The sequence below is a fragment of the Chthonomonas sp. genome (assembly GCF_035294505.1).
In the GTDB taxonomy this organism is placed as follows: domain Bacteria; phylum Armatimonadota; class Chthonomonadetes; order Chthonomonadales; family Chthonomonadaceae; genus Chthonomonas.
This window is the reverse complement of the sequence record NZ_DATGKU010000081.1, coordinates 19381-27206: the sequence shown is the minus strand read 5'-3', so window position 1 is coordinate 27206 and position 7826 is coordinate 19381. Positions and strand designations below refer to the sequence as shown.

The following is a 7826-nucleotide window of genomic DNA, read 5'->3' as shown; positions in this document are numbered from 1 at the left end:
GCTACAACTTGTCGAACATAGATGTGACGACGGGTCAAGGAGCAGAGAACGCGATACGGATAGTGGACGAGGCGATCTCTCAGGTATCGCAGTTACGTGCGAACTTGGGAGCGTTGCAGTCACAGACGTTGCAGGCGACGGTGAACTATCTGGGGATAGGGGTACAGAACCTCTCGGCTTCGGAGAGCCAGATACGGGATACGAATGTGGCTCAGGAGGTAGTGAACCTAACGAAGAACCAGATTATCGAGCAGTCGGCAACGGCGATGTTGGCACAAGCTAATACCGCTCCGCAGTTACTGCTCAAGCTCCTGCAGTAGTCTGGAACGAGCTATTGGAGAGACGGACATAAATCCGTCTCTCCTTTCTACATCATTTTGGCTAGGAAACGTGGATGTAAGGAGTGGGAAAAATGGTCAATCCGGTAAATTCAAGCAGTTCGAGCAACTCGCCGAGCAGTTCTAGTAGTTCCTCCAACACGGCCTCCTCAAGTTCCAGCAATTCCTCTAATCTATCGAATACAGGAACCGCTGGAAGCAATAGTGTAAGCATTCCGGGGGCTGGGTTGGTGAGCTTTTCCGGTTTAAGCACGGGCATTGATACGAATCAGATCATCCAAGAGATGGCCACCATTGCCCGTCAGCCGGAGACGATCTATCAGCAGGATATGCAGCAGATACAGGCGCGTCAGGCCGCCTACAACGCTCTGAGCGCACAGCTGCTTACCCTGCAGACGGCAGCTCTCAACCTGGATACCTACAGCACGTTTCGTGCAATGACGGTGAGTTCGAGCAACCAGAATGTGGTTACGGCAACTGCGCAGCCGGGTGCGCAGGCGGGAACGCATACCATTACGGTAAATGCACTGGCACAAGCTGAAATGATCAGCACCGCTCCACAGACCAGCCAAACCGCTCCTCTTGGCTTCAGTGGACAGCTATTGATCAACGGCAAGGCTATCAATGTAAGTGCTGCGGATAGTCTGCAATCGTTGGCAACAAATATCAATTCGGCGCAGGCCGGCGTTCGTGCGGCCATTATTTCCCCATCGCAGGGGCAGTACTATCTAACGATCGCCAGTGTGAATACCGGGTTGGCAGCTCAGATCAGCATCGCCGATGTGGGCAACGGCAATCTGTTGCAGCAACTCGGCATCGCGGGGACGGGCGGTCGCATTCGTCACCCGCTCTCCTCCAGCGGAGGCGGCGCAGGCTCCGATCTATTTACAGATAGTGTCACCCCAATCTACACTTTGGAAGGTCTTTCAAGCGCGCCTGCCGGCGACGTACAGATACAGCTAAATAACGGCAGTTTTCAAACGGTGCATATTGACCTCAGTCAGTCGTTGAGCCAAATCGCTTCGGCGATCAACGCAGCGCTTGGCACAAATGCAGCATCGGTGCAAAATGTAACCGACCCCTATACCGGTCAGGCGAAGCAGCAACTTCAGATCGCCGGCGCTACCGGTTTCGTGGATAGCAACAATGTGCTGGCCGATTTGGGCATCTACCAAGTGAATCTGGCGCAAGGCAGAGAGCTTGCACAGGCCCAGGATGCCAGCTTTACCTTAGATGGCATCGCCGCCACGCGACCCACCAACTCGTTTTCCGATGCGATCTCTGGGGTGACAATCAATCTGCTGCAGGCTTCCAGCAGCTCTTCTGGGCCTGCAACGGCAACAATTACCATATCTAGCGATACGAGCACGATCCAAAATGACATTCAAAACTTCGTGCAGGCCTTCAACAGCACGATTGATATGATCGATCAGCAGTCGCAGTACGACCCGAACACAGGTCAGACGGGCATCCTTTTCGGCGACTCGACCATCGAGAGCTTGAAGAACACACTAACCGAAATGGTTACTGGGCAGGTGCCGGGCTTACCTTCGAGTTTAAGCCTTCTTTCGCAGATAGGTATCACACTCGATCAGACAGGCCATCTCAACATTGACCAAAATGCTCTTAGCCAAGCGCTTTCTACTAACTTGCAGGGGGTGGCGCAGCTGTTTCAGTCCTCTGGCTCGGCAACCGATCCCAATGTGCAGTTCGTGACTTCCGGACCTAACACACAGCCTAGCCCTCCTCAAGGTTATGCGATCGTCATCACCCAACCGGCCACACAGGCGCAGCTTACAGTGGCTTCGCCTCAAACTCAGCCTCTTGCAACCGATGAGACCCTTACCTTTGGAGGCCCCTTATTCGGCACGCCCGCGATGACCTCGGGAACATTGACAGGGCCGAGTATTACGCTCCATGCGGGAAGCACGGCAAGTGATGTGGTAAACCAAATCAATTCTGACCCGGTCATCAGCGCGGTGGTCTCGGCTTCTCTGGATTCTCAAGGGCGTCTGCAGCTCACATCAAAGCAGTATGGAAGCCAGGCCACTTTCGATGTGGTCTCCTCCGCCCCAGCTTCGGCAAGCTCGACCGGAATCGGCACAACGATTCAACAGGTGAGTGGCCAGGATGTGGCGGGAACCATTAACGGGGAGGTAGCCACGGGCCACGGCCAGTTTCTCACCGATACCCAGCAAGGAACCAATGGAGTTGGCCAGGGACGCGCGGTGGGGTTGGAGGTGCGTGTGACGGCCACACAACCCGGCACCTATGGAACGGTCAGTTTTACGAGCGGTGTGGCAGATATGTTGAAGAACTTTCTTAACACCCAGACCGATCCCATTACCGGTGCGCTTACCCTTGCCGTCAATCAGATGCAGACGCAATATCAGGACGATCAGCAGGCCATTAACGATATTGAAGCCAATATCGCCATTCAGGAACAGATGTGGCTTCAGGAGTTTACGAATATGGAACAGGTCGTTTCTAACTTAAGGGCATCAAGTGCTGGACTTGCCATGTTCGGGGCCAGCTTACTGCCGTCCTCTTCCTCTTCGAGTTCGTCTTCTTCGGGGAGCAGCGGCAGCACAGGTGGCTAAGTGTCTTTTGTGCTCAGGCGCGGAGGGCCTTAGGCCCTCTGCGAGCACTCGTTTAAAACGCATACCGATTTCGCTATGAAACTATTTTGAAGGGGAAGTAACGTCTGCCATGAATTCGAGAAGGTCAGACGCATCGCAAAATCTGCTACTAGCCACTCCAAGTGCAAAGACTCAAGGCAGTTCTACACCTCACGCAAGCTTAAAAAACCGCAACCATCGCTATAGAAAAACGCAAATTGAGACGGCCAGCCCGGCCCAACTCGTTCTCCTGCTTTATGAGGGCGCCATCCGTTTTTGCGATCAAGCCCTTGAGGCTATGGCCCAGAAGAATCTCACCGCACAACATGCGAACTTAGTGAAAGCGCAGGAGATTATCGGGGAGCTGATAGGGTCTTTGAACCAAGAGGCAGGAGGCGAACTTGCGGTGAATCTACGTCGCATCTATCTCTATATGCTCGAACAGCTTGTGTTGGCCAACCTTTACGATAAGCAAGAGGGGGTTCAACTGGTTCGGGATATGCTACAGAGTTTGCACGATGCTTGGGCGGAGGCGGCTCAGAAGCTGCTGGAACAGACCGTGTTGCAGACGGCGGAGAGCCTTCCAGAAGCAACACGCTTAGGAGATCGCCATGTTTGAAGAAGCCGATGCGAACCTGCCAGAGGTCTCTACCGCTTTACAACGCATGCATCTTCTCGCACAACGGATACAACAGGCCGTTGCGCGCAACGAGTTCAGCGCATTAGGAGCGCTTGCCGCGGAGTTGCCCGCACTGCTCGAACGGTGCCGGATGGAAGGGCAACTCGCCGATAACGCGGCAACCCTGCGTCTTGTGACGGAGACATGCCTATTGCTCGATTCCAGTGCGGAACGTGTGGAGGAGGAGATGCGTCGGCTTCAAAAACGTCTGCAGAAGTTGCGACGTGGGCGTAGATTGGCGGCTGTGGTTCGAGCAGGGCGGTTGGCCAACCGCCCTGTTGGAAGACTAAAAGGCGAACTTTAGTCGCCTGCAGCACGCCACAGGCGACTTAGCGCCACGGCAAGGCCGGCCTTGGCAGCATCGAAGGGCAGAAACCAGGCGGCCCCGGCAAGAAACGCTTTTTGAGCCGAAAGATGCGCATAGAGGGCTAGCCAGGTACATCCAAGGCCGTAGATAACGGCTATCCCCAATCCGCAGGCGGCAAGCTGTTGTAGTCCGCTACATTCCCTCTTTTGAGTAAGCCAACCGATCAGCCATGCAGCCAGGGGAAAGGCCAATAGGTAGCCGGCGGAAGGCCCGCTTAATCCCGCGTTGCCGAATGCGAAGATCGGCACTCCGCAGGCCCCCAGAGCCACATACTGCGCTTGAGCTACGAATCCCCAGCGTGCACCCAGAATAAGCCCGGAGAGCAGAACTGCAAACACCTGCAGCGTGATGGGCACCGGTGTTGGTGGAATATGTATGGCGAGATGCGCTCCAAAAGCGGTGAGCGCAGTAAACAGAAGCGCCCCTTTCCACGAGCGCAAGCTCGTCCAGGAAAGCTGTTTTGGGAAACTCAGCGTGGTCTCTCGATACATCTAATCTCTCCTTGCGATTGTAGAGTTGTTAGGCCATGAAAGCTCGATGAATGTAGCATACCCTAAAGCCGTGGTCGAATCGAAGTAGATAGGACGGTCTTTCGGTATCTCTATCGGCACTCAAATAGGTCATTACCTAATACACGAAATTTTACTTGAAATACTTTGTTTGGGTAGCATGATGCCACCATTTATTTGACAATTAGAAGTGTTTTTGATATAATAATTGTGTGCCTGAGATATCTAGAACAAACGGCTTATTTCAGAAGTTCTGGATTTCTAGGCACCATGCACACTCAAAAGAAAGAGCTGCAAAAATCGTAGAGAAAGGAGCAAGAAGTGAGAAAAGGTTTTACTCTCATTGAGCTGCTTGTCGTCATCGCGATCATAGCGATACTCGCAGCGATTCTATTTCCCGTCTTCGCTAGAGCACGTGAATCGGCTCGAACGAACAGCTGCTTAAGCAACGAGAAGCAGATAGGATTGGCGTTTCTGATGTACGCACAGGACTACGATGAAACGCTGCCCAGTGTACCGTTTGGTTCATGCCCCACGTGCTGGCCGTGGCAGGCTTGGCCTGGTTCGCCTGGTGGGGGCTGGGATTCGGTTTTCTATACCCCTATTCAACCCTACATTAAAAATGTACAACTGCTGCAGTGCCCTAGTCAAAATACGGCCAATCGTTGGTATGGGACGAAGGGCTTGAGCTACATGTTCAGCGAGTATCTTCAAAATGCCAATTATGGCTTTAGCAAGATCGCGGCCTTAACCGCAGCTCCAGCAGGCGTTGCTCAGATATCCATGGTGGTGGAGGGCTTTGCCAGCGGCATCTACAACGACTGGGACAATGGTGGGCCGGAAGCAAACCATAATGACGGCATGTCGCGTCTGCGCTGGTTAAACTATAACCCATGGGTTCAACCTCATGGGGGGCCGAACGTTCTCTATGCCGATGGGCATGCGAAGTTTATGCCACAAAACGCTATCGTGAGCTATGCACGTCCCTCAGGCTGGAAGGACTGTCGCGAACGCCCGGTGGTAGACCCGAACTGTAATGTGCCGTAGGAAGACCGATCCCATTTGTTGCTAGTGACCTTATTAAGTTCCTCTCCTAAGCTTAGGAGAGGAACTTTTTATGGCTTAATGGGGCTAAACATTTGTCGTGTCGTGTATCTTTGTGTATAATAACAATAAATTTGCGGCTAGATTCTGTATTTCTTCTGTTTTTAATTGTGTGAAAATCAAACAAAGGCAAACAGAGAGGGCGGTTCAAGGCGCGAAGGTCTTAGGAAGCGCGAGAAGAAGGTACAATGGAAGAGAGGTAAGAGCACTCGTTCCAACACGAAAATCTTCCCCCTGTGAGAGAAAGGAGACTTGTTAGAAAATGACCCATTCACCGGAGCAGTGGCGTGCTTTGGCAACCCAACTACGCGCCGACAGCATTCGTTGCACTACGGCAGCAGGTTCTGGTCACCCCACCTCCTCGATGTCGGCGGCCGACCTTATGGCGGTGCTTCTAGCCGACCATCTTCACTACGATTTCAACGACCCACACAATTTACGAAATGACCGACTTATCTTCAGCAAGGGGCACGCCGCGCCGTTGCTGTATGCCATGTTTAAAGCGGCCGGTGCTATTACGGATGAAGAGCTAATGAGCCTGCGCAAGTTCGGAAGCCGTCTTGAGGGACATCCGGTTCCCCTCTTGCCCTATGTGGATGTGGCCACCGGCTCGCTAGGGCAAGGCCTACCGGCAGCTGTGGGCATCGCCTTCAGTGCCAAATATCTCGACAAGTTGCCCTTGAAAGTGTGGGTGCTGCTTGGAGATAGCGAAATGGCGGAAGGCAGCAACTACGAAGCCTTGCAGATCGGAAGTCACTATCAGCTAAATAATATTATCGCCATTCTAGATATGAACCGGCTGGGGCAGCGCGGTCCCACTATGCTGCAGTGGCACGGTGAGGTGTATGCCGAGCGGGTTCGGGCCTTCGGGTGGCATGCCGTTCTGGTAGATGGGCACGATGTCGAGGCCATTCACAGAGCCTACAGTGAGGCGGAGAGTGCCGATAGGCCGACGATGATCATCGCAAAGACCTTGAAAGGAGCGGGGGTCTCCTTTTTGGCCGATAAGGAGGGCTGGCATGGTAGAGCGCTGTCGGCAGCTGATGCCGAAAAAGCGCTTGCCGAACTGGGCAATCCGAAAGGGGATATTCGCGTCCAAGTACAAGGTCATCGGGCGGGTGAGCCTGCCCATTTAGGCGATCCGAAGCCTTTCCAACCCCCCCATTACGAATTAGGAAGCCTAGTGGCCACACGAGAGGCCTATGGCGATGCCCTTAAGGCGCTTGGAGCGGCCAAACCGACCGTAGTGGCTTTGGACGGTGAGGTGGGGAACTCGACATTCTCCGAGAAGTTTATGAAGGAGTATCCCGACCGCTTCTTTGAGGTGTATATCGCCGAGCAGCAACTGGTAAGCGCCGCCGTGGGGCTGCAGGTCATGAAGAAAGTGCCATTTGCCTCCACCTTTGCCGCCTTCTTCACGCGCGCCTACGATCAGATTCGGATGGCCGCCATATCGCGGGCCAACATCAACCTTGTGGGGTCTCATGCAGGAGTCTCCATCGGCGAAGATGGGCCGTCACAGATGGCTTTGGAGGACCTCGCCATGATGCGGGCTATCTGCGGCAGCACCGTGCTCTACCCGTCGTGTGCCGTAACGGCCGCACACCTTACCGCACAAATGGCCACACGTGCAGGCATTAACTATATGCGCACTACCAGAGAGAAAACGCCGGTGATCTACGGCCCAAACGAAAGTTTTCCCATCGGTGGTTGTAAGGTGTTGCGTGCTTCCTCCAACGATGTGGCCTGCGTGATAGGGGCCGGAATTACCCTGCATGAGGCGCTCAAGGCCTACGAGATTCTGAAAGCGGAAGGCCTCACAGTGCGCGTTATTGACCTCTATTCCGTGAAGCCGATTGATGCAACTACCCTCCGACAGGCCGCTGCCGAATGCCAGAACCGTATTGTGGTGGCCGAAGACCATTGGCCACAGGGTGGTTTGGGCGATGCGGTGCTCGATGTGTTTAGCGCCCCCGATGTGGCTTGCCCGAAAATGAGGCGGCTTGCCGTCACAGAAATGCCGGGATCGGGTAAACCACAGGAACTACTCGATGCTGCCGGTATTAGCGCACCTTTCATTGCGGAGGCCGTGCGCTCGCTCGTGCGGTAAATAGCATATACCGTTCTGCTTAGGAGGGCAGCCGCATGCGGCTGCCCATATCGTTTTTTGTGCAGGAAAACCACCTCTCAAAAAATAAATAGCCCGCAAAT

At 53.9% G+C, this 7826-nt stretch carries 7 protein-coding genes; 6 read left to right on the top strand and 1 reads right to left on the bottom strand.

What is annotated here, in order from left to right; genetic code table 11:
• From VKV18_RS04505 to VKV18_RS04490, 4 genes are all read left to right on the top strand, one after another.
• Positions 1-320: flagellin (locus VKV18_RS04505; protein ID WP_324203032.1), on the top strand; the 320-nt coding region annotated here is incomplete at its 5' end.
• Between the two features lie 248 nt (positions 321-568).
• Positions 569-2938: a flagellar filament capping protein FliD gene (gene fliD, locus VKV18_RS04500; RefSeq protein ID WP_324203031.1), complete on the top strand. Its 2370-nt coding sequence runs from the start codon at positions 569-571 to the stop codon at positions 2936-2938.
• 109 nt (positions 2939-3047) lie between these two features.
• Entirely contained in the window at positions 3048-3575 is a 528-nt protein-coding gene (gene fliS / locus VKV18_RS04495; RefSeq protein ID WP_324203030.1) for a flagellar export chaperone FliS, read from the top strand.
• Positions 3568-3939 carry a hypothetical protein gene (locus VKV18_RS04490; protein ID WP_324203029.1) on the top strand — a complete coding sequence of 124 codons (372 nt, stop codon included), beginning with the start codon at positions 3568-3570 and terminating at the stop codon, positions 3937-3939. Before fliS ends, VKV18_RS04490 begins: the two co-directional genes overlap by 8 nt.
• Here VKV18_RS04490 and VKV18_RS04485 read toward each other — a convergent pair.
• Entirely contained in the window at positions 3936-4493 is a 558-nt protein-coding gene (locus VKV18_RS04485) for a biotin transporter BioY (protein WP_324203028.1), read from the bottom strand. The genes VKV18_RS04490 and VKV18_RS04485 overlap by 4 nt on opposite strands.
• 339 nt (positions 4494-4832) lie before the next feature.
• Here VKV18_RS04485 and VKV18_RS04480 point away from each other — a divergent pair, with 339 nt between their 5' ends.
• Together VKV18_RS04480 and VKV18_RS04475 are read left to right on the top strand one after the other, a co-directional pair.
• Positions 4833-5558 (top strand): DUF1559 domain-containing protein, encoded by a 726-nt coding sequence (locus tag VKV18_RS04480; RefSeq protein ID WP_324203027.1) that lies wholly within the window; start codon positions 4833-4835, stop codon positions 5556-5558.
• Between the two features lie 319 nt (positions 5559-5877).
• Complete coding sequence (locus VKV18_RS04475) at positions 5878-7725, top strand: transketolase (protein ID WP_324203026.1); 1848 nt, start codon at positions 5878-5880, stop codon at positions 7723-7725.
• The last annotated feature ends 101 nt before the right edge of the window (positions 7726-7826 follow it).

What these genes read in the sequence shown, in the direction of transcription:
- fliS (WP_324203030.1), top strand. Translation starts at nt 3,048, where the DNA reads ATGAATTCGAGAAGGTCAGACGCATCGCAAAATCTGCTACTAGCCACT.
- VKV18_RS04475 (WP_324203026.1), top strand. Translation starts at nt 5,878, where the DNA reads ATGACCCATTCACCGGAGCAGTGGCGTGCTTTGGCAACCCAACTACGC.
- VKV18_RS04490 (WP_324203029.1), top strand. Translation starts at nt 3,568, where the DNA reads ATGTTTGAAGAAGCCGATGCGAACCTGCCAGAGGTCTCTACCGCTTTA.
- VKV18_RS04485 (WP_324203028.1), bottom strand. Translation starts at nt 4,493, where the DNA reads ATGTATCGAGAGACCACGCTGAGTTTCCCAAAACAGCTTTCCTGGACG.